Source organism: Paenibacillus sp. FSL L8-0641 (assembly GCF_038006265.1).
Classification (GTDB): Bacteria; Bacillota; Bacilli; order Paenibacillales; family Paenibacillaceae; genus Paenibacillus; species Paenibacillus polymyxa_D.
In genome coordinates this window covers 61770-85417 of record NZ_JBBOUW010000002.1, presented here as the reverse complement: position 1 = coordinate 85417, position 23648 = coordinate 61770, and the positions used below count along the sequence as shown (strand labels likewise).

General features: G+C 44.1%; 18 protein-coding genes and 3 pseudogenes. 17 read left to right on the top strand and 4 right to left on the bottom strand.

What is annotated here, in order from left to right:
* Nucleotides 1-18 precede the first annotated feature (18 nt).
* From MKY16_RS25365 to MKY16_RS25330, 8 genes and pseudogenes are all read left to right on the top strand, one after another.
* Nucleotides 19-897, top strand: a complete 879-nt coding sequence (locus tag MKY16_RS25365) for a carbohydrate ABC transporter permease (RefSeq protein WP_069011311.1) — start codon at nt 19-21, stop codon at nt 895-897.
* 28 nt (nt 898-925) lie between these two features.
* Nucleotides 926-1768: a carbohydrate ABC transporter permease gene (locus tag MKY16_RS25360; RefSeq protein ID WP_029518494.1), complete on the top strand. Its 843-nt coding sequence runs from the start codon at nt 926-928 to the stop codon at nt 1766-1768.
* 112 nt (nt 1769-1880) lie between these two features.
* Nucleotides 1881-2186: pseudogene (locus MKY16_RS25355) on the top strand (ATP-binding cassette domain-containing protein); the annotation flags it as partial.
* Entirely contained in the window at nt 2183-2329 is a 147-nt protein-coding gene (locus tag MKY16_RS25350; RefSeq protein ID WP_340957698.1) for a hypothetical protein, read from the top strand. The pseudogene MKY16_RS25355 and the gene MKY16_RS25350, both read left to right, overlap by 4 nt.
* The gene (locus MKY16_RS25345) at nt 2283-3395 is read left to right on the top strand and encodes an ABC transporter permease (protein ID WP_340957697.1); all 1113 of its coding nucleotides are present in this window, start codon (nt 2283-2285) and stop codon (nt 3393-3395) included. The genes MKY16_RS25350 and MKY16_RS25345 overlap by 47 nt, the downstream gene beginning before the upstream one ends.
* 136 nt (nt 3396-3531) lie before the next feature.
* Nucleotides 3532-3837, top strand: a pseudogene (locus MKY16_RS25340) (polysaccharide deacetylase); the annotation flags it as partial.
* Between the two features lie 41 nt (nt 3838-3878).
* Nucleotides 3879-4355: an RNA polymerase sigma factor gene (locus MKY16_RS25335; protein WP_029518484.1), complete on the top strand. Its 477-nt coding sequence runs from the start codon at nt 3879-3881 to the stop codon at nt 4353-4355.
* Nucleotides 4356-4532: 177 nt separating this feature from the next.
* Nucleotides 4533-6134: an alpha-amylase family glycosyl hydrolase gene (locus MKY16_RS25330; RefSeq protein ID WP_029518483.1), complete on the top strand. Its 1602-nt coding sequence runs from the start codon at nt 4533-4535 to the stop codon at nt 6132-6134.
* A gap of 243 nt (nt 6135-6377) precedes the next feature.
* Here the strand turns inward: MKY16_RS25330 and MKY16_RS25325 are convergent, their stop codons facing one another.
* The 4 genes from MKY16_RS25325 to MKY16_RS25310 all read right to left on the bottom strand — a co-directional run bounded on the left by MKY16_RS25325 (nt 6378) and on the right by MKY16_RS25310 (nt 10916).
* Complete coding sequence (locus MKY16_RS25325; protein ID WP_340957696.1) at nt 6378-7160, bottom strand: HAD family hydrolase; 783 nt, start codon at nt 7158-7160, stop codon at nt 6378-6380.
* A gap of 30 nt (nt 7161-7190) precedes the next feature.
* Nucleotides 7191-8240, bottom strand: coding sequence for a 2-amino-2-deoxy-D-mannitol dehydrogenase GutB1 (gene gutB1 / locus MKY16_RS25320; protein ID WP_029518481.1), 1050 nt, complete (start codon nt 8238-8240; stop codon nt 7191-7193).
* A gap of 34 nt (nt 8241-8274) precedes the next feature.
* A complete protein-coding gene (locus tag MKY16_RS25315) occupies nt 8275-9543 on the bottom strand; it encodes an aspartate aminotransferase family protein (protein ID WP_238438022.1) in 1269 nt (422 codons plus the stop codon).
* Between the two features lie 164 nt (nt 9544-9707).
* The gene (locus tag MKY16_RS25310; RefSeq protein WP_340957694.1) at nt 9708-10916 is read right to left on the bottom strand and encodes an MFS transporter; all 1209 of its coding nucleotides are present in this window, start codon (nt 10914-10916) and stop codon (nt 9708-9710) included.
* A gap of 507 nt (nt 10917-11423) precedes the next feature.
* On the opposite strand from MKY16_RS25310, the gene MKY16_RS25305 reads away from it, so the two are divergent.
* The 9 genes and pseudogenes from MKY16_RS25305 to MKY16_RS25265 all read left to right on the top strand — a co-directional run.
* Nucleotides 11424-12332, top strand: a complete 909-nt coding sequence (locus MKY16_RS25305; protein WP_307354217.1) for an AraC family transcriptional regulator — start codon at nt 11424-11426, stop codon at nt 12330-12332.
* A 117-nt stretch (nt 12333-12449) separates the two neighbouring features.
* A complete protein-coding gene (locus MKY16_RS25300) occupies nt 12450-13514 on the top strand; it encodes a Gfo/Idh/MocA family protein (RefSeq protein ID WP_039275006.1) in 1065 nt (354 codons plus the stop codon).
* 632 nt (nt 13515-14146) lie between these two features.
* Nucleotides 14147-15175 (top strand): helix-turn-helix transcriptional regulator, encoded by a 1029-nt coding sequence (locus MKY16_RS25295; RefSeq protein WP_340957689.1) that lies wholly within the window; start codon nt 14147-14149, stop codon nt 15173-15175.
* 135 nt (nt 15176-15310) lie between these two features.
* Complete coding sequence (locus tag MKY16_RS25290; protein ID WP_069011331.1) at nt 15311-16105, top strand: SDR family NAD(P)-dependent oxidoreductase; 795 nt, start codon at nt 15311-15313, stop codon at nt 16103-16105.
* Nucleotides 16106-16197: 92 nt separating this feature from the next.
* Nucleotides 16198-16500, top strand: a complete 303-nt coding sequence (locus MKY16_RS25285; protein WP_029518474.1) for a putative quinol monooxygenase — start codon at nt 16198-16200, stop codon at nt 16498-16500.
* 634 nt (nt 16501-17134) lie between these two features.
* Nucleotides 17135-17617, top strand: a complete 483-nt coding sequence (locus MKY16_RS25280; RefSeq protein WP_318628396.1) for a GNAT family N-acetyltransferase — start codon at nt 17135-17137, stop codon at nt 17615-17617.
* Nucleotides 17618-17785: 168 nt separating this feature from the next.
* The gene (locus MKY16_RS25275; RefSeq protein WP_069011333.1) at nt 17786-18553 is read left to right on the top strand and encodes an S-layer homology domain-containing protein; all 768 of its coding nucleotides are present in this window, start codon (nt 17786-17788) and stop codon (nt 18551-18553) included.
* Between the two features lie 983 nt (nt 18554-19536).
* On the top strand, nt 19537-20757 hold the full coding sequence (gene fabD / locus MKY16_RS25270) for an ACP S-malonyltransferase (protein WP_340957687.1): 1221 nt from the start codon (nt 19537-19539) through the stop codon (nt 20755-20757).
* Nucleotides 20732-23362 (top strand): annotated as a pseudogene (locus tag MKY16_RS25265) (beta-ketoacyl synthase N-terminal-like domain-containing protein); the annotation flags it as partial. The gene fabD and the pseudogene MKY16_RS25265, both read left to right, overlap by 26 nt.
* Nucleotides 23363-23648 lie beyond the last annotated feature (286 nt).

Sequence of the window (23648 nt, the reverse complement as noted above, 5' to 3'; positions counted from 1 at the left end):
AAGGGGTGGAAGCAAGACATGAATAAATATTTGGGGAACAAACCGGCACTCGCACTGTTTCTCCTCCCTGCTTTGATACTGTATAGCGTAATTTTGATATATCCCGTTCTGCAAACCGTTCTTCGCAGCTTTTATGATTGGGATGGCCTGAGTACGCTGACCTTTTCGGGACTGAGTAATTATCGGGAACTGTTCTCCGATCCTCTACTTGCTACTTCGCTTAAGAACGGATTAATATTTGCCATTGTTCTGGCGGTCTTTCAGATCGGACTGGGAACACTATTAGCGCTAATCTGTGCTGACCCGCGCACACGCGGGCGAAAAATACTGAAAACGTCTTATTTTATCCCAGTTGTCCTATCGGTAACCGTGGTGTGCCAGCTGTGGATCGCAATCTATGACCCAACTAACGGATTGATCAACCGACTGTTTGATCTCTTGAACATCCCGTACCAGCAAAATTGGCTGAGCTCCCCGACAGCATCGATTATTGCCATTGCCTTCGTTAATGCCTGGCAGTTTATGGGTTATCAATTTGCGTTGTTATATGCGGGAGTTAAGTCAATACCCGAAGACTACTTTGAAGCCGCCACGATTGACGGTTGCACCAAATGGAGAGCGCACTGGCATGTCACGCTTCCACTGATGAGGGAAACGTACAAATTCTGCTTCATTATTGCGATTACCTCTGGAATAGGGGCCTTTGTGCAGATGCTGATTATGACAAACGGAGGGCCCGGTACTACAAACTATACATTGACATTCATGATTTACCGCTATGCTTTTATGGAAAGCAATTATGGGTATGCGTGTGCTGTATCCGTGCTGCTTGTACTAATCTCACTACTGGCAACTGTAGTTATCAATAAGCTGTTCGACCGCGGACAAACCGCCTGATAAGGCGTGTATTGAAAAGGAGAACGAAATGAGTAAAACTGCTTTGAGCAAGTTCAGACAAGCTGTTCTGCAGATACCGCTGTGGTTGTATTTTATTGTTTCGGTCTACCCGTTGTTCTGGATGGTTTCCTACTCGTTCAAGAACAACGATGAGATCTTTGTCTCTAACCCATTTGGACTGCCAACGCATTTTCGTTACGAAAATTACATCAATGCGTGGACGCAATTTAATATTCCCCGTTACTTTCTGAACAGTCTGGTCGTATCAACGATTTCGACTTTGTTCATCCTTTTGCTGGCTCTGATGTTTGCCTTCGCAGTGGCTCGTATGAGATGGAGGTTTCGTTCAGCTGTCCGGACTTATATGATCATAGGAATGTTTATGCCACTGCAGGTTATCATGATACCGCTGGCGATTCTGGTTCGCGATTTTCATCTTACGAATACGTACGGAGCTCTTATTCTTCCTTATATCGCAATTGGGCTTCCTTTCTCGTCAATGATTTTCTATGGATTCCTAACAGCAATTCCTAAGGAGATTGAAGAGGCGGCATGCATGGATGGAGCTAATATTTATAGACTGTTCCTGAAAATCATTATGCCACTTGCATTGCCTGCAATTGCGACGGTAGCCATTTTTCAATTCTTGAACAACTGGAATGAGTTCACTTTGGCCTATATTCTAATTTCTGATGAAAATATGAAAACATTGCCTCTAGGCTTACTTTTCTTCCAGGGTTCCTACAGTACGGATTGGGGAGCCATGGGAGCTGTTATGACTATGGCCTCCTTACCGATGGTACTTGTCTACCTGTTCTTGAGTGAACAAGTGGAGCGGGCGATGACGGTAGGTTCTGCTGTAAAAGGGTAGAAAGGATAAAATGCCCGGCTAGAGAATCAGAAAAAGATTCTCTAGCTGGGCATTTTTGATATGTACATACGTTAATTCAATCCGACGATGGTTTGTGGCTAATCAGAAACCTTACAGTAAAACTAATGAACTTTCTGGCGGTCAGCAGTAGCGGGTTTCCATCGCCCGAGCCTTGGTGAATCATCCGGTCATTCTGTTGGCGGATGAGCCTACGGGCGCACTGGACACGAAGACAAGCATTGAGATTATGGAGCTGTTCCAAGGCTTGAATGAGCAAGGAAAAACCATTGTCCTGGTTACTCATGAACTGGAAATAGCGGAATATGCCAAACGATTGATCAGCTTTCGGGATGGTAACATTGAGCGAGATGAGCCTATTGCAAATAGACGAATTTCATCAAGGGTGGTAAGTCTATGAATCTGATGGAAACGATCCGTATCTATGAACAGCTTAACTACCAACAAGATGCGCTCATTTTTAACGATACTCGGTATTATTATCGGAGTGGCAGCGGTGATTGCCATTATGGTCATCGGGAATGGCTCAAAGGCCAGTATTAAGGAGGAAATCAATAAGTTAGGGAATAATGTACTTTTGGTTGCTCCCGTCATGCCAATGACTGAGGAAGAAATAAATCAGGATACCTTGCCCTCATTTACGTGGACAGATGTCGAGGCATTGGAACAAAAGAGTTCGATTGCAGCAATGATGCCCCGTATTTCAAGCAGTTCAAAAGCTGCATGGGGGCGATATAACTATAATGCAACCATTGTAGGGACATCTGCTTCATTTTATAAGGCCAAAAAGTTTTCCTTTGCCGAGGGCAGAACATTTACCAACGATGAGATGGATAAACATAGGAATGTTGCCATTCTGGAAAGCCAAGCGGTTGTGCGTCTTTTTGGTGGAGATACCAAAGGCGTATTGGGACGAACGTTTCAAATCAAACAGATCCCTTTCAAAGTAATCGGAGTATTGAATTCTCAGCCTGTTACGAATTTAAGCTACAGTACGAATGATCAAATCTACATCCCGGCTACAACCATGATGAACCGTCTGGGTGAGAAAAACATTACTGGTCTGGAGGTATCCGCAAAGTCACCAGGCTTGATGGGTCAGGCTCAATCAGACATATTGGAAAGCTTGCGTGTGACGCATCAGCTAAAACCTTCAGAACCGGATCAATTTCAAGTAATGAGTCTGTCCGAAGCAGCAGGTGCAGCATCCGGTGTAGATAATATCATGACCAGCTTGCTGGGAGGTGTAGCTGTGATCTCGCTTGTGGTAGGGGGAATCGGAATTATGAATATTATGATGGTGTCGGTTATAGAGCGCACGAAAGAAATTGGTATTCGAAAAGCTATTGGTGCCAAGCCAAGAGATATTATGATTCAATTCCTGTCCGAAGCGGTCATTTTTGGTCTGCTAGGGGGGATGCTCGGGGTTGTTACAGGCGTAGGCGCCTCCAAAATAATCGAAGCAACAGCACACATGACCATTGAATTTACAATCTCGCCGATCCTATATTCGTTTCTTAGCTCTACAGGCACAGGTATTCTATTTGGGGTATACCCGGCTTATAAAGCAGCAAGATTAAAACCAATAGATGCATTGAGATACGAATAATTGAATAGGCAATGGTCGCAATACAAAACGTGAATTGCTTCTAGATTTTGGAGGAACAAATACTATGGAAAAAAGCTATGTGCAAAATAGAACCAGAGCTCATCGGATAAAGAAAAATAGAAGAAGACTGACAGCGATTCGATTTCCGGGCGGTCATATGACATGGCAGAGAAACGATCCCAATGGTATGGAAGTGCTGGACAAAGCTGTACGTGATAAGGATTACCATCAGATTGACTGGAATGTGTTACCTAAAGATGCAGAGGGTGCACGTAAGAATGCTGAGCAATTAATTAGTGAATTCATGAGAAATATTGGGACTAGAGAAAAAGCAGTGGTACTCATGCATGACACTTATGGGAAGGAAGAAACAGCCAAAGCCTTGCCTGAAATCATAAGATATTTAAAAAAGCAGGGATATGAATTTAAGACTATCAAGTAACGTACCGATTTCAATCAAAGCATGAAGGGATACGCAATAATATGGATGTTAAAGATCTGGAGGATCTATATTTATCTTGCAAATCAGACCTCTTTGGCTATCTATTGAGGATATTGCATAACAAACAGGATGCTGAAGATTTGTTGCATGAGTGTTTTATTCGGTTTATAAGAGCTTCGCCTGACTTGCCCCAAGATCGTATTCGGTTTTACCTTTTGAGAATTGCCAAAAATTTAGCTATAGATTTAATCAGAAAACGAAAAAAGATGGAGGAATACATTTTACGTAAGGGGCTGCTCCACTATCACTGGGATATCCTTGATTTTGAAATTCAGGAGGAGGTCAATCAAATTCTCTTGATGGCAAGTAATACCGAGCAAAGAACGGTACTTGAATTGCGATTAGTCCAAGGATACTCCATAAAGGAAACGGCTAGAATTTTAAACAAGAGTGAGAATGCAGTGAAGTCTTCGCTTCACAGAGCTTCCCAACGTATTAAATTGAGATATATTTCTTGAACTGATTGGATGAAAAGAGGAGTAGACATAGAGTCTGCTCCTCTTTTCGCTCAATACAGAGATAAAACAATAAGATCGATATTTTCCACCATAATAGATAATAAATATCCCCTTTTTTTGGATTGTTTCTATTTATAATGAAAGCGCACCCATAACAATCAAAGGAGCTGATTTGTTTTGACACGTAACAAACGCTTAAGAAGATTGTCCACTGCCATGTTAACGGTGCCTATGCTCACGATGTTCGCTTCAAGCGCAATGGCAGAGCAGGAATCGAACGGACATAAGCCTCCGGTTTCTACTGGAAGCGGCGTATTTTATGAAATTTATATCAATTCTTTTTATGATTCGAATGGAGACGGACATGGTGATTTGAAAGGAATCACACAAAAGCTTGATTACTTAAACGATGGAAAACCCCATTCGGGTAGGGATTTGCAGGTCAGCGGCCTCTGGCTTATGCCCCTAAATCCATCTCCAAGCTACCATAAATATGATGCAACTGATTACTATCAGGTGGACCCACAGTATGGGAGTCTAAATGATTTCCGCACCTTGATGAAAGCAGCGGACCGAAAGGGCGTTAAGGTGATCATGGACCTTGTTATCAATCATTCAAGCAGCGAGCATCCATGGTTCAAGGAGGCCAGTGCCAACCCGCAAAGCAAATTCCACGACTATTACGTATGGGCGGATGAGAACACAGATTTGGAAGAAAAGGGCTCGTGGGGTCAGCAGGTATGGCATAAGAATCCGAATGGCGAAGGGTATTTCTACAGTACGTTCTGGTCGGGCATGCCGGATCTGAACTTTGACAATCCCGAAGTCCGCAAAGAAATGATCAAAGTCGGCAAGTATTGGCTGCAGCAAGGTGCAGACGGGTTCCGACTTGACGCGGCGATGCATATTTTTAGAGGACAGACGAAAGATGGTGCGGATAAGAACATTGCCTGGTGGAGTGAATTTCGTTCCGAGATGGAGAAGGTAAATCCAAATGTATATCTGGCAGGAGAGGTATGGGACAAACCGGAGACCATAGCTCCTTATTACGGACAGCTCCACTCCTTGTTTAATTTTGACCTGGGCGGAACGATTTTGAAGTCCGTGAAAAACGGCCGAGATCAGGGTATCGCGGCATTCGCCGAGAAAACGCTGCAACTGTACAAATCATATAATAAGGCGGCACTCGATGCTCCGTTCCTGAGCAACCATGACCAGACTCGTGTCATGAGCGAGCTAGGCGGGGATGTGCGAAAAGCCAAGCTGGCCGCTTCCATTCTTTTAACGCTTCCGGGTCAGCCGTTCCTCTATTATGGCGAAGAAATTGGTATGAAGGGAGAGAAGCCTGATGAGTTTCTTCGTGAGCCTATGCGCTGGTACAAGGGAGAGGGCCCTGGTCAAACGACATGGGAGAAACCCAAATACAACAAAGGCGAGGTATCAGTGGAAGCGCAGCTGAGAGACGATGATTCCCTGCTGGAAAGCTATCGCACACTCATCCGTCTGAGGGAAAAACATGAAGCTTTACGCAGCGACAGTCTGCAACCTATACAAGCAGGCTCTGCCAGCGTGACCGCATTTAAACGTACTTCAGGCAAAGAAGCACTGTATGTATATCATAACCTGTCTGGAGAGCCGGTTACCTTGCAGATGAAAGATTCCGATAAGGGTAAATGGAAAGTGGTCTTCTCCACCTCAAAGGATGTGAAGGTGAAGAAAGGAACAGTTAAAATTCCGGCTTACAGTTCTCTTATTACCGAAGAAGACAGAAAGAGCTGAATATACGCAAAATTACCGTTCAGATGAAGCAGGGCATATATCGTTGAATCCAGTTTGGGGTGTTAACAGCACCCCTTTTTTCTATTGAACCGGAAACGTACGTGTTCTAACTATACCGATTTGACGTAAAGCACGCCCCTTAGAGTACACACAGGGAAGGAAAAATGACATTCTCCAGTGTATATTCCAAGGGGCATTATTTAATACCCTCAATCATAGTAAAGATCGGACGATTCCATATGATTATAAAGGGGGTATGCCTTCCGGTATGTTTCGACTCTTGCTCTTGGCAAGCAACTGCTCATCAAACGGCAAATTCTCTTTGATCGCCCACAGATCGTCATAGCTGAGAATACAGCGATCAGCTCTGGACAGATCCTGCCGGCCGGAGCCGGGGTTATGGAAGCCGATACAGTACATTCCTGCACTTTTGGCTGCCTGGACCCCGTTATGTGAATCCTCAATAACGATGCAATGGGCCGGTGCAATGTCTAGCTGCTCGGCGGCGTATAAGAAGATGTCCGGTGCCGGCTTACCCTGCAGTACCTCTTCACCGGTGATTCGAATGTCAAAGTAACGGCCAAGTCCTGTCTTTTCCATAATGAGATCAATCAGCGCCCGCGGAGAGGAAGAGGCCACCGCGACCGGAATCCCTTTCTCTTGCAGCCAGTCCAGCCACCGCTCCAGTCCATCGATCGCCGCAAGGCCCTCGTGTGCAATCATTGTCTGCATCACATTTTTTCGGTGATAGGACAAGGCCTCTTCCACCGTATTGGTGAGCTGATGCCTGTCCAGCACTTGACGCCACATGGATTCGAGTGTCACTCCGACATAGGTGTGATGCTCTTCTTCCGTCATGGGCGCACCGAAATGGGCAAAGGAGCTGCGTTCGACCTCAAAGTAGATCGGTTCGCTGTCTACTAACACCCCGTCCATGTCGAAAATGACCGCTTTGACTGGAACGGACGCGGATAGGTCTCCTGTGCATTCATTATTCGTCGGTGTAACATGATGGATGCTCGTCATGTCCATTCTCCCCCTTGTTAGTAGCTAAATTTAGTTGTCGGAGCCACTAGATTGCAGCACAATCTTGATCGCCTGAGACGAGGGCTGAAGTGTCCGCTCGCTGATATTGCATCCAAGCGTCTTAAAGGCTTCATGGTAGTCATCCAGCGGATACGAGTGGGTAATGATTTTTTTGGCGGGAATGATTTGCTGCTCAATCAGGTAATGCGCCGTGGAGAACGTGCCCAGAGAATCAATCGAACCGATGATTTTAAGGCTACGGTCAACTACCTCTTTCGGATTAAACGAGCTTATCCCATCTCTCAGCCCCACCAGCATCAAATACCCGCCGCTCGCAAGCTGGCTTAGTACCTCAGTGCCGACCACTCCTGTGGTGTCCACAATCATGTCCACCTGATTTTTTAACGGAGCCAGCTTATGAATGGCCGATTCCAGTGTGGCGTGCGCGGACCACCGTTCGGGGGCAATAGAATCCGCTATGGCGAGCCGTTCCTCCGAGATGTCAACAAGGCAACCAGTTACGCCTTTCGAAGCAAGAGCATAGCTGTACAGAATCCCGATCGGACCTGCGCCTATAATAACGGTTGTGAAGTTCGGCAGCAGGTTAATCTGGTTGATTCCGGTCAGCATACAGCTCAGCGGCTCGGTCAGCGTCGCTTCTTCGTAGCTGATATGGTCCTTCAACTTGTACAAAAAACGGTCCTCAGTCACATAATAATCGGTGAACGTACCGTCTGCGCTGACTCCGGTCTCTGTTACGGATTTGTGTGTGCAATGATTTTGTCTTCCTGTCCGGCACATTTCGCATTGGCCGCAGTAGTAAGTTGGATCAATCACCACTCGGTCTCCAGGCTGCAGTGAACTGACGGCTGGTCCTACAGCGATCACATCCCCCGCTGATTCGTGCCCCAAAATCGTAGAAGGCACGGCATGATATTTGCCACTGATGATACCTAGATCCGTACCGCATACGCCAGTCGCCCGAATCCGGACGAGTACATCGTTATCTTTTTTTATCTCCGGGATAGGTCTTTCCTCAAGTGCGACATCCCAAGCTGATTTATATACAAGTGCGAGCATGTATAATTCCTCCTTTTGCTTATTGGGCAGATCGTTAGTGAAGGGTAGCAAGAACGGCGTCAAGCCGTTTAACAATTTCGGCAATCTCATCTTCGGTAGCCGTGAGGGAAGGTCTGACTTTGACCACATTCCCATAACCGTAACGGGAACCTCTCAGAATTAATTGTTGTTCCTCAAATGCGCGATCGATAATCCCGTTGCTTTTCACTGCATCCGGGGCATCGTCCTCGTCTACAATTTCCAGTCCCCACATCAGTCCGACGCCACGAGCCTCACCAATGCAATCATACTTGTCGGCCATCTCCGTCAGTAGGGATCCGAGCAGGCTTCCTTTGGACCGGACGGCTTCCAGAAAACCGGGCTCGGTTACAACCTCCAATGTGGATTTGGCTGCCGTGACCGAGATCAGATTGCTGCCCGAAGTAAAGGAATGTTCGTGCTTCTCCAGGACATCGAGACGAGACTGCATCAATACCGCCGCAACCGGGACTCCAATACCACCCAGACCCTTAGCGAGAGTAATAATATCCGGTTGGATGTCAAACAGTTCACTTGCGAACATGTAACCTGTCCGCCCGATTCCGGTCTGCACTTCGTCTGCAATCAGAATCATCCCATGCTCGTCGCATAGCTGACGGAGGCGCTTGAAATATCCTGCAGGCGGGATGATATTACCTCCGTTGCCCAGAATGGGTTCAATAATCATGCAGGCCACAGACCCTGAGCTTCCATACTCAATGGCGTCCGATATAGCGTCAATACAATGATGACCACACTTGTCTGGTGAAGAATTAAAAGGACAGCGATAACAGTAGGGGGCAGGCACATGCAGAGAATTTGCTGCAACTGAGTTAGGGAAATTCTTGCGACGAAAGGCATTACCGGAAATGCCTGTTGCAAACTGGGTTTGTCCATGATGTGACAGATGCAGACTGATGATATCGGTTGCTCCGGTGTATTTTTGGGCCAGCTTCACAGCACATTCGTTCGCTGTGGAGCCGGTAATATCTCTCATCCATCCGGCGTCTATGCCGTTCGGGGCATACTGGATTAGATGATCTAGGACTTCTTCGACATAAGGCTCTGTAAAAGTAGAAGACATGTGTGCAAGATTGCCGACTTGCTCCTGTACTTTGCTTACGACATGAGGGTGGTTATAACCGAGCGACAAGTTGAAGGTGCCGGATACGCCATCCAAATACTCCTTACCCGAATCGTCAATTAGAGTAATGCCTTTACCATATCTGAAACGTTCTTTGGTCAACGTATGCACGATATTTCCCCTCCATATCAGAATATACATTCTTATTAAGTCATCTTTATAAAGTCTACCACCCTATCAGAGCATAACGAGGCTGAACTCACCTCCCCAAAATAAGAAATCCACCTTCCTTGCCCTCATGGACAAGGGAGCATAATCCGGTGCTTCTGCGATAGGCCTCACCTCCCCTAAGAACTAAAACAATATCATCCTTCCTTGCCCTGATGGGCAAGAGAGTCAACGACTCGGCTGCCCCGATCATTCCACAGATGCGTGAGAATAAGTGCCAGCAGCAAAATCAGAGTAAACCCTCCTAAAATCCAGAGGCTAGCCGCCACTGGCCATTCGCTCATGCTCCAGCCAATTACATATTGAAGCACCGAGCCGCCAATTCCGCCCGACGCAATCAGAATGCTGGTCGTCCGCTCGGTCATTCCTGGAATCAGCACGTTGGCATAGACAAGCGCGATACAGAAGAGTCCAGACATGAATAGACCTGCACCGAAAATTATAAGGTATGTAGCCCATTGGCTGGATATAAACACCATGGCAACTAGGAAACAGAAAGTACCGATTGCACTCCATAGCAGGTAAGGAATATATCCTGCTGACTCTGCAATCCTTCCTGAGAACATACGACCAATGATCATTGCAATCCAAAGCACGCTGACACCCAGCGAGGCTACGGATCCTTGAAGATGTAGCGTCTCTGTCAGAATAGAAGGTAGGAAGTTCATGAGCCCCAGTTCAAGACCCATATAAACAAAGAAGAATATAATGAAGATTCCTAGCAATACACGATGCTGTCCAGAGTAACGGGCTTGTTCAACTGAACGTTCAGTAGTTCGGATGTCTGCTTGGGTAAGGTGAGAGGAGGCGGATGTAGGCATGGTAAGCCACAACAGCGCTAAGATAAAAGTGAGAAGGGAGATGGTGTAAAAGGTTAGATTCCACATTCCAAGCCAGATATACAGGCTAACGATCGCCGGAATAAGCAGTGCACCAAGTGCAAAATAGACATCCAGCTTAGACATGGCCACGGCTTTTTGCTCCTCCGTGAACTCAATGGTAAACGCTCCGATGGACGATTCAATGATGCCTGAGCCGAAACCAACCCAGATGGCCATTGCGATGACCCAATTCCATGAGGGTAGTACACCCAAGATAATGCACGCTGCCACGATACTACCCAGGGCTATGGATAACATGGACTTGCGACCCAGATGCAGAGCCATGAAGGGGGTGAGCAGAACACCGACAAGAAATCCGAAAAACTGCAGGAACAGCAGTAATCCACCATCGCTGTACCCCCGTCCATAGTGAGATAGTAAAGTCGGCAGTAATGCCCCAAGCACCACACTGGTGACGCCGATTAACAGATAGAAAGCACAACTTAAAGCGAATAGTCTCTTCAAGGCCTGTCCCTCCAGTAGGTCATATTTTTTATGTGAGTATTTTTTTACTAGAATATACCATTATATTGGAAATGTATATATATTTTTATATGGAAAATGTAAAAAAATAATTTTACAATTTTACACTTATTTAACTCCAATTGTGTTTAATCCAGTTAAGGTGAAACTTTTATCTAAAGAAACTGCAAGCGGCAGGAGGAAATAAGAACAGTCAAAATTGTTCTCGGACGCCAAACGGCTCATAATTAAGTCATAACTTTGAGTTTGCAATAAAGTTAGTAAGGATACCTAGTAAAGATGCCTAACAGTTGCTTACTTCATAGCAACTATGATTGATAGGGTAGAAAAACGAATGTTAAACGCTTACAATTCAAAAGGGAGAGGGAATTTTATTCGCAAGTTGAGAAGGAGAAACATAAAGAAGGGAAGAAGGAATGCAGTGTAGCATAATTATCAATAGTCAAGTGTACGGCTTTTTGAACTTTACAGCAAAAGGAGTCTACCAAAATGAATTTTTATTTAGAAATCCCGGAGCTTGACCGACATTTTCCTTTCCGGAGTTTTATTAATAAAGGCGACGTGCTTTGCTATCCTCATTGGCATAAAGAAATTGAAATTATTTATGTGACCCAGGGAACCTTGGATCTGGGAATTAACGATATTTCGATACGCATGAAACAAGGTGAAGTTCAGTTTATAAATGGGGGTGATGTTCATTATTTCTTGGCTTCTCCCGACAGCGAACGGGTGGTTATTCAATTTGATCTAAGCTTTTTTCAAGAGGTTTCCACATTAAGTGATCAGAAACGCCCTCTTAGATATATATTTACGGAGATGGAGCAATCAAGCTGGAACTGGCCAGAAGAAACAGCAGCTAAAATGCTTCCTCTGATTCAAAGCATTTATGATGAGAACGTCAACCAACACGAAGGTCATGCTTATATGATCAAAGCCAAGCTGTTCGAGATGTTGACTCTTATTATTCGTGAAGTGCCGAGAAGCATAACCCCAAGGCTTCCTGAACTCTCAGAGAGAACCTTAACACAATCCAAGGACACTCTTTATAAACTGGAACGTATTTTTGAGTATGTGGAATGTCATTATCATGAAACCATCTCGCTGAAGAATGTCGCTGATTATATGGGGTTCAGTCCCTATTATTTCGCCAGGCTGTTTAAGAAGAATACGGGGATGACCTTTGTAGCATTTTTGAATGATTACAGACTGAATAAGGCAAAATGGATCTTGTTGAATGAAAACAATCCGATTACTGAGGTCGCAGAGGCGGCAGGGTTCAGTAGTGTAAAGACGTTTCATCATCTCTTTAAGGAAGCGACAGGAACATCACCATTGAAATACCGCAGGACAATATTCGGGAATAAAACAGCAAGAAATGAGGAGGAAAGCTTTTCATGAGATTTGTATGATAGAGCTATCCGACGAAGTGAAGGGTGAGTTACGAAGACATTAAGATTTATGGATACGTGAGCAACCGATTGATATGCGGTGGGCTTAAATCAGGAGTGGAGGAAGATGAAAATGGACAATCGTATATACAATGTAGTCATCATCGGTTATGGAGGCATGGGAAGCTACCATGTTCAATTGATCGAATCTAATCAGCAACTTGCCGTTGGCGGTGTATATGATATTGTCGATTACCGGATGGAACTGGCTGCGGCTGCCGGCTATAAAACCTACGCTAGCCTGGATGCCGTTCTGGCCGATGAGGCCGTGGATATTGTTTTGATAGCAACACCAAATGATGTTCATAAGGAAATCGCGATTCAGGCGCTACAAGCCGGAAAGCATGTCATTTGCGAAAAACCGGTTACGATAACGAGCGCGGATTTCTTGGATATTGTTGAGGTGGCAAAGAAAGAAAATCGTGTGTTTACGGTACATCAGAACCGTCGATGGGATGAAGACTTCCGAATTATCAAAGATATAATTGGCAATAAGACCGTGGGCGAGCTTTTCCAGCTGGAATCGCGAGTTCAGGGAGCTAATGGCATTCCAGGTGACTGGCGGCAACTAAAGGCGTATGGCGGAGGAATGCTACTGGATTGGGGAGTACATCTGTTGGACCAGCTGCTTCAGATTACGGACAGCAAAATAGAAAGCGTAGCTGCTACCCTAAGCTATATTTTGGGGACTGAAGTGGATGACGGCTTTGCCAGCTTTATTGAGTTCAAGGACGGCCTGACAGCAGTCATTGAAGTGGGTACAACCAATTACGTAAAGCTGCCACGCTGGTATATTAAAGGAACCGAAGGAACCGCAGTGATTCGAGATTGGGATTTGAGCGGAGAGATCGTCACCCGAAATCCAGATGTTGCTCACGTGGAACCCAAGCCGATTCAAGCAGGTCAAGGATTGACGAAAACGATGGCGCCGCCGTCTGAGGAATCCACCCTTAAGTTCCCGATTGAGAAAATACCTGCTGCTGCAGAAAGCTTTTATGAGAATTTTGTCTCCACCATCGAAGGAAAAGCGGAGATTGCGATCAAAAATGAAGAAGTACACCGTGTATTGGTGCTAATTGAAACGATTTTTGAGGCGGCAGCAACCAAAAGCGTGATTCGAAGAACTATTTAGATTTGCTCTATTTTTCGATCCATCATAAGAGAGATATATAGGAACCTGGAGAGAACCAAACAGATTTATTCAATGAAATTTTGGGATGCATTTAAGTAATCAGTAAACCTTTGAAATGGTGAGCAAAATAATTTTGCCCACCATAAAACTCAAGCGGGTATCGCTCCACAACCGAATTCTATGGCTTGATCATTTTTAAGTTGCTTTTTACATAAAAATTAAATCCGCTATTTCCTCCTTAAATCAACACATTTCACTCTAAATCTTCCATGAAAACATAAAATAATCCATGAAAGAGCTAGAATAATCAGTATTAAGGGAATGACATTCCTAGGAGTGTCGGTGATTTGGGGTTTTAAAAACACACTCATAAACATATGGGTGTGTTTTTTGGTGTTGAGAATGAGTCGTTCATGCATTAACAGAATTTTATCATGATTAAGTAATTCGCCAAATCACTCATCATTGATTGAAAGTAGCCCAGATAACAAGATGATGTAACATTTTCCACAGCTTATTACATTAATGTAGACACCTTAACGTACTTAAGAGTATTCTTATGTGTACTTAAGAGGGACCTCATCGCAACCAAAACCAATGAATATGTAAGTATATAAAGGAGGCCCATATATATGAAGTCTCATACCTCTGACCGTATTAAAATCCCGCCAGGATTGTGGGCAGGATTATGTCAGTTAGGGTTTGGCGCCCACGACGTAGCACGCAAAGCACGACTGCCGATCACCATTATTACTGAACCAGTAGTCACCACCGCCCAATATTTCGCGATCTGGCAGGCATATTCTGATCTCATTGGTGACACAGCCCAAGGAATCATCAAGCTTGTGACCGTCTTTGATACAGCGAAGTACCCACCGACTGTCTTAGCGACTTACCACGCTCGGGACTACCGCGACGCTCTAAACCGAATGGCTCGGTACAAACAACTGTGTCCCCCGGAAAACCTACATATCACGGAGGAGGGCGAGCACTGTACAATTGATCTGGAGTGGCTATCTCCCGAGCAGTCTGGTCCGCCGATGCTGGTTGGTAGCACGCTGGCTTGTCTTCTGGAGATTGGGCGCCGGGGCACAGGTCAACCTTTGAAAGCGCAGCTTGTTGAATTTTCGCACTACATGGGCGATATACAAGCCCTTGAAGCTTATTTCGGCTGTCGTATCCGGATTGGTGCAAAATGTAACCGATTGACGCTACATCGAAGAGACCTGGACCGCCCCTTTGTCTCGTACAACGAAGAGTTGCTGGAAATCTTGACTCCTGTTCTGGACCGATCGTTGGATGAACAGCAGCGCAGCCGTTCAATTACCGAGATGGTCAAATGGATCATGAAACGCAGCCTTACAAGAGGGCGCCCCGACATTCAGGCTGTGGCGAAGGAGCTCAGTATGAGCGATCGTACCTTGCAGCGCCGTCTTACTGACGAAAATACGAGCTTCAAGATTCTATTGACAAAAGCTAGACATGAGCAGGCACGAGAGTACTTGGCAGACCCCTCGCTCGATATTAAAGAGGTAGCATTCCTGATTGGGTACGAAGATCAAAACTCGTTTTACCGCGCCTTCCGCCAATGGGAGGGGGATACGCCTTCAAATTGGCGGACTGAACATTTAGGTACAAACTCGATATCCGGAGCACGCTAGGACTGCCTAATGAGTTTTGTCATTTGGCGTGTTAAACAAGAACTTTGGCGCAATATGCTAGTTACTGGACAATCCAGACAAGATAATATAATCACTATCCGGAGCACAATTGTTTTAAAAAAGGAGAAGTGTATTATGGATATGGGATTAAAATATAAAACAGCTTTAGTTACAGGATCAACGAAAGGCATAGGTAAAGCAATTGCCATTGAACTAGCCAAAGAAGGTGTTAATGTACTAATTAATGGACGAAATTATGAAGAGGTAGAACGAACTGTAAATGAAATTAAGTCAGATTTCCCAGCTACCTCCCCTCAAAATGCTACAGCCGATATTGTGGATATTGGACAAAGAGAAGCCTTATTTGAAAAATGCCCCGAAATTGATATTTTAGTTAACAATATGGGTATTTATGAAATTATGCAATATGTGGACGTAGACGATGAAGTATGGGAAAAATACTTCCGCACTAACGTTCTTGCTGCAAATGGATTATCAAAATTTTATTTACCTAAAATGTTGAAAAATGATTATGGTCGCCTTATTTTTATTGCGAGTGAAGAAGCAATTATGCCTTCAGGACAAATGCCTCAGTATGGTATGACAAAATCTATGTTGTTGTCATTGTCAAAAAGCTTATCTAAATTAACAATAGGAACAGAAGTTACAGTCAATACGATCATGCCGGGACCAACGCTCTCTGAGAATGTGCACCAAATAATTGAGAGTATGTATCCTCATGAAGATATGACTTTTTCAGAAAAAGAGAAAGATTTTATGGTTACAAACCTGCCTCAATCTGAAATACAGCGATTTATCAAGCCTATTGAAATAGGAAGACTAGCTACATTTGTATGTAGCCCTTATGCATCTGCATTTAAAGGTTCTCCAATCCGTATGGATGGAGGAATGGTACCGACTATTTTTTAGCGTTTGTGGAGAAACTTGCTGAAATTACGCTGACATTGCGGAACATTATGATAAGATGAAGTCAAATTTCACTCGAGGGTAGGATGAGGATCATGAACCATTTTGCTATGTATGGAAAGTTGATGGCACTTCCAGGGCAAAGGGATGCTCTTGCAGGCATCTTGCTAGAAGCGGCCGATCTGTTGAAGTCGAATACTGACTGCTATTTGTATATAGTCAATGTGTCAGACGACGACCCGAATGCGGTGTATGTGACCGAAGTGTGGAAAGATGCAGATGCTCATGCAGCCAGTCTTAAGAACGAAGAGGTACTGGCGTCGATACAACGCGGCCGACCGTTGATTGTCGGAGCGGAGCCTATTAAACTGCGTGCCCTAGGCGGAAAAGGCCTGTAGGGTTATCACTCAATAACGAGTATTCTAATCACATTAATGAAAATTATTGTTGCATACTACGCAGGAGTTCAAGCAGCAAAGTTATGCTTTAGATATTTCAAGGTCAGAGGTTACATTCGATGTGCAGTCCCAGATGGTTACTTTCCGGATGAATGGTATCAAAATATAGTCAAAATCGGAGGACCTGGGAAAACGCTTTTGTAACAAGTGAAAGGTTGGCAGATAAAATTGGCCCTGGTATAATAAGGGTAATTCACTAAGGAGAGATTTTATTGTCTAGAGCTGTTCTTTACTAATCCAATTCCATAAAAAGAGGTTTTCATGCACCTACTATTCCTCTGCCCAATTTTTGTATTACGGGTGGGATTTGAAAGCTTCGGAATTAGTTAAGAACAACGGATATTACCAGATCCTTAGGGATACCTGTTATAATGAGTCCAATCCGTGTTGTTTCAGCGCGGATTTTTTTGTGGCCCAAATAGCAGTTGATATGAGGGTAGGAATGACGTATGTTCATTCCTGCCCTTTTCCAATTTTTAGCAAAGTGGGATAGAAGGGAATTACTCCAATTGGATCAAATACAACCAGATTTCTTGAATGAAAGATTCAATCTAAGTAAATAGAAAGGTGGACAATATATGAACTTCAAACGAATCGGCTCTTATTAAAAACACTTGATCTTAATTTAATCGAAGCAGCAGCCCGACGTGATATAGGTGCTATTGAAGCTTTGGGTTATAAAACCAGTGATGAATGGCCGGGGCCTGATAAAAATAATGGCACTAGAGGTTTTGATTCTTGGATCATTGTAGATAAGGATAACCAAGAAATTGTTGGAGGGATTGGTTTTTTAGGAGATCCTGACCAGAACGGTATGATTGAGATCGGTTTTGCAACGAATGAAAGCCATCGCCGCAAAGGCTATTGCTATGAAGTCGCTCAAAAAATAATAGAGTGGTCATTAAATCATGAAGAAGTCCAAATCATAACGGCAAGATGCGTACCTGACAATATCAGCTCTAAGAATTTGTTATTGAAGTTAGGATTTCAAATTTGTCACAAGGATGAAGAATTGCTTTATTGGAAATATCAAATGAAGAAAGTAGGAGGGGTTTAGCAGAAAAGAATGCGAATACTGGAGGGTGAAGTTCGCTAAAGTAACTGAGAACGATAGTTCAACGCTATTTTCTCATTAATATCATCATTTTCTTTTGAAATGCCGATATAAAATTGAGTCTAGAGAACTATTTTATACATAAATTTTACCTAAAGGAAGTGGAAAGAGATGTTGAAAAAGAAATGGCTTATCGCCCCGTTGGTTGCGACGACACTGTTTTTCGGTCAATCTGCCTTCGCGGCAAACACGTTTTCTGATGTGGAAGGAACAAAATATGAATGGGCTGCCGAATCAATTCGTTCCATGGTCGATAAGGGCATTGTCAAGGGCTATGAAGATGGGACCTTCAAGCCAAGCAAAACCATAACGAAAGCGGAATTTGTACATATGTTTCACAAGCTTTTTCTAGAAATTGATCGTTCTTCCGGCGAATCTTCCGATTTTGTGGATGCGCGTAAACACTGGGCGAATAAAGATTTTGCAGCAATATTCAACGGGGACTATGTTTGGCCGTATGCTGAAAGTGTTGGGGGGAAATATCCAAACTATCAATTCTATGTCAAGCCTGACAAACCACTGACCCGCTGGGATGTGATGATGATTGCCTCTCTTCGGACGAATTATACCAATCAGACGCTTCATCCTGAGATTGAGGAAGTGATCTCCGCAGCTGCGCAGTACAAGGATATGAAAGTTCGTCAAGCCAATTACAATGATAATTTCTCGGCCTACTATCCGGTGCTGTACATCGACAAGACTGGAGAAGAGTACTCCTATGATGGAGATTCCCAGGATCAAAAGGCAGAAGCATTCTACACCCTAACCAAGATGGGGGTCCTTACCGCTAATGAAGGATACCTTCACCCAAAAGCGCTAGTCACACGGGCTGAAGCTGTTACCATTTTACAGCGTTTGTACGAGGCCACAACGAAGTGATTTTTAGATCAATGATGATCAGATAAAAGCAAAAAAAGATTCAACAAATGGCTTCATTTACACCTCAAAGGGTAGTGCTGTTAGGTTTTGATAAGCCGAGTTCAGAAAAAAACAAATCTAAAAGTATGTTGATGAATATGTGGGAAAATTGAGATTTCAAACCGCTGATCTGAACTGAATATCTACCTGCAAGAGGCTTGTCATTTTCGGACAGATGTTCAGTTTGACGCTGTGTTCTCCAATGCACCTTGCACTGGATCAAGGATGCTCTTGGATGTCACATCTGCTGACAAAGAGTCCATCTACCCGCCATTGAGGCAAAGATTAAGCGAAATCTTAACCAAGGAGGTCAGTGGATGATCGACACTATCCGCTTGCTCATTTTAAGGAAACTACATAAGGAGATAAACGGCTTTGCAGTTTTCTACTTATTTAGCTACGTATCTATGACGATGCCTAAACGTCGATTACTGGAAGGACAATAACTATGTATATGAAGTCGCCAAATTGGCGGCTTTTTTATTTTAACGACAGATGCCAGTTATTAGCTTTCACGAAAAAAGCATCCGCAGTTTCGCGCGGAATGACTGCAACGCATTACAAGTTGGTTGCCAAGCAAGAAATATAATCACAATCTATTACTTGCGTTTATAAAATATATGTATTATATATCACTGTACTTTAATTCATTTTAATGTTTATATTAAATTAATAGCCTTAATCTATATTTTACTACACTCATCTATGATGCTGAAGTTTCTAAGTATCAAGTCTGAACTTCCAGCACACTCCAGTTTTTTTACACTTCCCAGACTACAAACACACTTTTATTTCTAACTACATCTTGAAACTCAAAAATGATTCACTTTTACAGTCGATTACTGTTTTGCTGTATCTATCTTAAATACATAGGAATGTGAACATCTGAATCCCAAAAAACATTTTTGTTTTACCGCCTTTTATGGTGAGGAAAGGGGTTAGACATGAGTAGCATGACTTTGCTTTTTTCGGGACAAGGGTCTCAGTATGTCGGGATGGGAGCGGCATGGCAAGGAGGTTTTTCAGAGGCAGATCTCATCTTTGAAGAAGCTGCTGATATTTTGGGATATGATTTGAAAACTTTATGTATGGAAGGACCCATCTCCCAATTATCAAGAACATCCTACACCCAGCCTGCACTACTCACGATCAGTGTAATCGCATTCAAACGTTACATGCACGATGTTGGGATTATTCCCGAATTTGCGGCAGGGCATAGTTTGGGTGAGTATTCTGCATTGGTAAGCAGCGGAGTCTTGTCGTTTGGCGATGCTTTGCGGGTGGTACAAGAACGGGGGCGCTTTATGGAAGAAGCCTCAGAGGCCGGAGTGGGTTGCATGATTGCTGTTCGGGGAGCTAATTTAAAGCTGCTAGAAGAGCTGTGCGATCACTATGCAGTAACCAGTCAGCCTATTACCATCGCTTGTTATAACTCTACTTATCAATACGTCGTTTCTGGTCATCATGACTCTGTTGCTACGGTGGAAGGGCAATTAGAGCAACGTGGGTTCCAAATTACCCGTTTGCAGGTAAGCGGCCCTTTTCACAGCCCGCTTATGCAGCATGCTGCTGATCGATTAGCATTGGAACTGCAAAAATATACGTTTCATGAACCGCTGTGGCCTGTCATTTCTAATGTTACAGCAATGCCATATACGGATGCCAACAGCATTCGTCAAGGTTTGCATTTGCAAATGATCCATCCAGTGCGTTGGATACAAACGATGCAGTATATGGAGAAACATGGGGTGAAGCAGGGAATTGAATTAGGACCGCGAACGGTGCTGAGAAACTTGGCGAAGGAAACCAACATCGCTTTTGAAGTTCTTTCCTTGGACAGAGACTTGGATCGGATTGAACTGGAACGTCGTTTTTCGCTCCGTGATTGGTTGGTCAAACCACTGGCGGTGGCGGTGTCTACACCCAATGCCAATTGGAATGAGGATGAGTATCATAATGGGGTTATTTTACCTATTCGCAGGTTGGAGGAGTTACTCAAAAGCATAGAATCGGGCAGATCTTCTTCTGCTTATAAACTAAGACGCGAAGCGCTGGAGTGTATTCGCCTGATATTGCAAACCAAACAAGTATCTGCAGGAGAGCAGGAGCAAGTTTTAGACCTTTTAAGGAGGGATCAGAATGGAGCAGTTTCAAACATTAATTGAAATCATTCAGGACCGAGCCAGTAGAGCTGAAAACGGGATTATTTTCATTTCGGGTGATACACAGGAGGAATATGTAAGCTACAGTCAACTTCTGGAGCAAGCACTGCAGGTGCTTTATCAATTGAAGGAAAAAGGAGTACAGCCTGGAGATAAGCTGATTATGCAAATTGAAGAAAATCACACCTTTGTGAATGTGTTTTGGGGCTGTCTGCTCGGAGGAATCGTCCCCGTACCTGTAAGTATCGGGAATAATGATGAACATAAAATGAAGCTGTTTAAAATCTGGAGTACCCTTACTTCCCCTTACATGATTGCGGATCATAAGGTATTAGAGCAGCTAGAAAAGTATTCTCACCAGCATGAGATGCTGGATTTCTTTGATTCTGTTAAAAAAGCGACCTTTTCTAGCCATTATTTTGATTATTCCGATCAGAACAAAGGGATCATTCATGATTCCAGACCGGAAGATTTGGCGTTTATTCAATTTTCCTCTGGTTCGACAGGTGATCCCAAGGGAGTCATGCTAACGCATGAGAATCTCGTATACAATATTCGGGATATCGCCAGTCAAACGGGAATGACTTCAAGTGACGCGTATCTAGGCTGGATGCCGCTCACACATGATTTGGGATTGATCGCTTTCCATTTAACCTGTGTCATTGCTCATGCTAAGCAGCTTATTATGCCGACAGCACTTTTTATAAGACGCCCGTCTTTATGGCTAAAAAAGGTGTCGGAACATAAGGTGACTCAAATCTGCTCTCCTAACTTTGGCTTTAAATTTTTCCTGGATCAATATAAATCTAAAACGGCGGATAACTGGGATTTGTCAAGTGTTCGCATGATTTTAAATGGGGCTGAGCCCATATCGGTGGAGCTTTGCCATGTGTTTATGGAAGCCATGAGTGCACATGGATTAAAAAAAAATATCATGTATCCTGTATACGGCTTGGCAGAGGCAAGCGTAGGTGTTTCTACTCCACCTTTGGATAAAGATAATTTTGTTACTATTCATTTAAATCGGCAGCAACTGCATGTAGGTGAACCTATAGAAGAAGTAGATTCATCCGATAAACGTTGTCTTACATTTGCGGATTTGGGCTACCCCATGGCCAGCACCTCTGTTCGTATTTGTGATGAGCAAAATCAGGTGCTAAAGGATGATGTAATCGGATACACCCAAATTAGCGGCAAAAATGTGACTGCCGGGTACTATAACAATCCCGAGGCTACCGCAAAGGTCAAGACAGAAGATGGCTGGCTCATTACCGGAGATTTGGGTTTTATGAGAAACGGACGATTGGTGATTACAGGCAGAGCCAAGGATATTATTTTCGTGAACGGCCAGAACATTTATCCGCATGATATCGAAAGGATTGCGGAGGAACTGGACGGGGTGGATCTAGGGAAAGTAGCCGTCTGCGGTGTACATGATGCACAAACTAGACAGGATCGTATTGTTGTTTTTGTGATGCACACGAAAAAAATAGAGTTATTTTTGCCACTAGTCCAAAGGCTGAAAAGCCATTTGAATTATCGGGGAGGATGGCATATTCAAGATGTAGTTCCAATCCGCCGTATTCCCAAAACTACTAGTGGAAAGGTTCAGCGCTACAAGCTGGCTCAGAGCTACGAGCAGGGAGAATTTGATGTAGTTTTGGCATCCCTGACCGAGGCCGCTCGAAATATACAGGAAGCGAACTATGCCCCTGTGCCTCAGGGTGAAATCGAGCAAAAACTGATTGGGATTTGCCAAGCTATTTTAAATGTACAATCAATTGGGAAGGAAGACAGCTACTTTGATATCGGCGTAACTTCCTTACAACTCGTTCAGATCGTGGACCAATTAGAGGAACAACTCGGGATTCATATTGAGGTAACGGACTTCTTCTCTTATCCGACTATCGCCAAGCTATCTGGATATATATCCAGTCAGAATTTAGGTCATAAGGTGATTACAGCACCGCAACTGGAATCCAAAGAGGAGTCGGAGGACCGGGATATCGCCATCATCGGTATGTCAGGTAAGTTTCCTCAAGCGGAAACATTGGAGCAGTTTTGGACGAATGTGGCATCAGGCGTTGACAATATCGGCCCGTACAGCGACGAAAGAAGAAAAGATGCCGAAGATTTCATTTCCCGTCTGAATACGGAAGGAAGGAATATGCAAATCGCAGAAGGCGGCTATCTGGATGAAGTAGACAAGTTTGATTACTCCTTCTTTAAGTTGACTCCACGGGAAGCCTCACTCATGGATCCGAATCAACGTTTATTTCTACAAACAGCCTGGAGTACGATTGAGGATGCGGGGTATGGAGGGAAGCAGCTGGCTGGCAAAAAGGTCGGTGTGTATGTCGGTTTTTCCAAAACCAGCTTTGAATACGAGCGTTTGTTGTCCGAGGTGGAACCAGGCGCGATTCCAAATTTCGCCATTGGTAATTTATCGTCCATTATTTCCAGCCGGATTGCGTATTTGCTTGATTTAAAAGGCCCAGCACTGACCATTGATACGGCATGCTCCTCGTCACTCGTGGCGGTGCACCTGGCATGTAAGTCGATTTTAAATGGAGACTGCGAGATGGCTTTGGCAGCAGAGTTAAATAGTTACTTTACCGATGAGCAGATACCCATAAAAATTGTTCACTTTGGCTCACTATTTCGCTTCGTACTCAAGGGTGATCTGGAGCTTTTCTTCTATCACATGCTGGAAAAGGGTATTTACATCTGGGAAGGGCGGAACTGCTTCTTGTCAACCGCTCATACGGAGGAAGATATTGCGTTGATCATACAAGCTGTCAAGGACAGTGTAGATGAACTGCGTAAAGGGGGCTTCTTGCCCGATCTGACCCCAAACGGGAAAGGCCCAGGTACAGGTAAGCAAAGATTGCCTA